1 protein-coding gene and 1 pseudogene are annotated in these 2,726 nt (G+C 74.2%); both read left to right on the top strand.

Annotated features, from left to right (window positions below; all coding sequences use genetic code 11):
* Positions 1 to 468: pseudogene (locus tag ACFWR9_RS17475) on the top strand (hypothetical protein); the annotation flags it as partial.
* Between the two features lie 10 nt (positions 469 to 478).
* Complete coding sequence (locus ACFWR9_RS17470; protein ID WP_383842443.1) at positions 479 to 2,560, top strand: fructose-specific PTS transporter subunit EIIC; 2,082 nt, start codon at positions 479 to 481, stop codon at positions 2,558 to 2,560.
* Positions 2,561 to 2,726 lie beyond the last annotated feature (166 nt).

The following is a 2,726-nucleotide window of genomic DNA, read 5'->3' as shown; positions in this document are numbered from 1 at the left end:
ACGGGTGTGCTTCCGGTCTCCGCCGGGGTGCTGCCGGTCTCAACGGGTGTGCTTCCGGTCTCCGCCGGGGTGCTGCCGGTCTCAACGGGTGTGCTTCCGGTCTCCGCCGGGGTGCTGCCGGTCTCAACGGGTGTGCTTCCGGTCTCCGCCGGGGTGCTGCCGGTCCCAACCGGCGTGCTCCCGGCCTCCACCGGCGTGCTCCCGGCCTCCACCGGCGTGCTCCCGGCCTCCACCGGCGTGCTCCCGGCCTCCACCGGCGTGCTCCCGGCCTCCACCGGCGTGCTCCTGGCTTCCGCCGAGGCGCCCCCAGCCCCAACGGGCGTGCTCCCGGCCCCCGCCGAGGCGCTTCCGGCCCTGACGGTCGTGCTCCCGGCCCCCACCGAAGCGTTCCCGGACATCACCGAAGCGCCCCCGTCCCCCTCCCCGCCCCCGCCCCTCACCCCGTGTTCCGGGCGATACGCGAGCTAAGGAGCCCGCGATGAGCGACATGATCAGCGCGGATCTGGTCGACCTCGACCTGTCCGCCGACACCAAGGAAGCGGCGGCGCGTGCCCTCGCCGAGCGGATGGTGGCCCGGGGCCGGGTGACCGACCTGGAGGGCTTCCTCGCCGACGTGGCCGCCCGTGAGGCGCAGATGCCGACCGGACTCGACGGCGGCATCGGCATCCCGCACTGCCGCAGCGAGCATGTCACCGAGCCCACGCTGGCCTTCGGGCGCAGTGCGCGGGGCATCGACTTCGGGGCGGCGGACGGCCCGGCCGACCTGGTCTTCCTGATCGCCGCGCCGACGGGCGCCGACGACGCCCACCTGACGATCCTCTCCTCCCTGGCCCGGCAGCTGATGAACGCCGAGTTCACGGACGCGCTGCGCGCGGTGGGCGACCCGGCGGACGCGGCGGCGCTGATCCGCGGCGAGGAGCCGGCGGCCGCCGGCGACGAGGACTCCGTGGCGACCCCGGCGGCGGCCTCCGCAGGGGCCGCCACGGTCAGCACCGGCGAGCGGGAGGAACCCGGACCGCCCGAGCGCCCCTTCCGGATCGTCGCCGTCACCTCCTGCCCCACCGGCATCGCGCACACCTACATGGCCGCCGAGTCGCTGGAGAACGCGGGCCGCGAGGAAGGCGTCGAGGTCGCCGTCGAGACCCAGGGCTCGGCCGGTTTCGACCGGCTGGACCCCGCGGTGATCGCGGCGGCGGACGGCGTGATCTTCGCCCACGACATACCGGTGCGTGAGAAGGATCGTTTCGCCGGGAAGCCCACCGTCGACACCGGCGTCAAGGCGGCCATCAACCGGCCGGGCGAGCTGATCGGCGAGGTCCGCGGGAAGGCGGCCCGCGGCGAGGTCACGGCGGCCGGGGCGTCGGGTTCGTCCGGGTCCGCCGGTTCCGCCGGTGCGACGCCGGTCGAGCGGGGCGGCGAGTCCGGCGAGGGATACGGGACGAAGCTCCGCAGGTGGCTGATGTCCGGCGTCAGTTACATGGTCCCGTTCGTCGCCGCGGGCGGTCTGCTGATCGCCCTGGGCTTCGCAATCGGCGGCTACGAGATCAACAAGGCGCCGTCCGTGATGGACCACTTCCTGTGGACCCAGGCGGACAGCTGGGCGGCCCTGCTGTTCCAGATCGGCGGCGTGGCCTTCGCCTTCCTCGTCCCGGTGCTGGCCGGCTACATCGCCTACGGCATGGCCGACCGCCCGGGCCTGGTCCCCGGCTTCGTCGGCGGCTCGATCGCGCTGACCATCAACGCCGGTTTCCTCGGCGGTCTGGCCGCCGGTCTGATCTCGGGTGCCGTGGTGCTGGCCATCCAACGGGTCCGCATCCCGAAGGCGTTGCGCGGCATCATGCCGGTGGTGGTGATCCCGCTGATCTCGGCGGCGGTCGTCGGGTTCCTGATGTTCGTGGTGATCGGCAAGCCCATCGCGTCCGCACAGTCGGCGATGACCGACTGGCTGAACGGCCTGTCCGGCGCCAACGCGATCCTGCTCGGCGCGCTCCTCGGCCTGATGATGTGCTTCGACCTCGGCGGCCCGGTCAACAAGGTCGCCTACACCTTCGCCACCGCGGGCATCGCGGTCGCCAGTCCCAGCGACTCGGCGATGAAGATCATGGCGGCGGTGATGGCGGCCGGCATGGTCCCGCCGCTGGCGATGGCCCTGGCCACCACCGTGCGCGGCCGGCTCTTCAACGCCGCCGAGCGCGAGAACGGCAAGGCCGCCTGGGTGCTGGGCGCCTCCTTCATCACCGAGGGCGCGATCCCGTTCGCCGCGGCCGACCCGCTGCGGGTCATCCCGTCCTCGATGGTGGGCGGCGCGGTCACCGGCGCCCTGTCGATGACCTTCGGGGCCACGCTGCGTGCCCCGCACGGCGGTATCTTCGTGGTCCCGCTGATCGGCAACCCGCTGCTCTACCTGGTCGCCATCGCGGCCGGCGTCTGCGTCACCACGGCCCTGGTGATCGTCCTCAAGGGCCTGCGCAGGCCCGCGCCGGGGGCGACGGCCCAGGGGCCCGGCGGTGCCGACCCGTCGGCCCCGGCACCGGGAGCGAAGCAGCCGGTGGCCGCGTAGAGCCGGTGCGGCCGGACACTCCCGCCGCTCACCGCTCACCGCTCACCGCTCACCGCTCACCGCTCACCGCTCACCGCTCACCGCTCAGGAGGAGACCTGCGCGGCCCCCCGCGCCCTCGCGCCGCGGGGCGCGGCCGCGCGGGCGGACACCACCCCCCAGTGGCCG

The sequence above is a fragment of the Streptomyces sp. NPDC058534 genome, assembly GCF_042717365.1.
In the GTDB taxonomy this organism is placed as follows: Bacteria; Actinomycetota; Actinomycetes; order Streptomycetales; family Streptomycetaceae; genus Streptomyces.
This window is presented reverse-complemented; position numbering and strand designations above follow the sequence as displayed.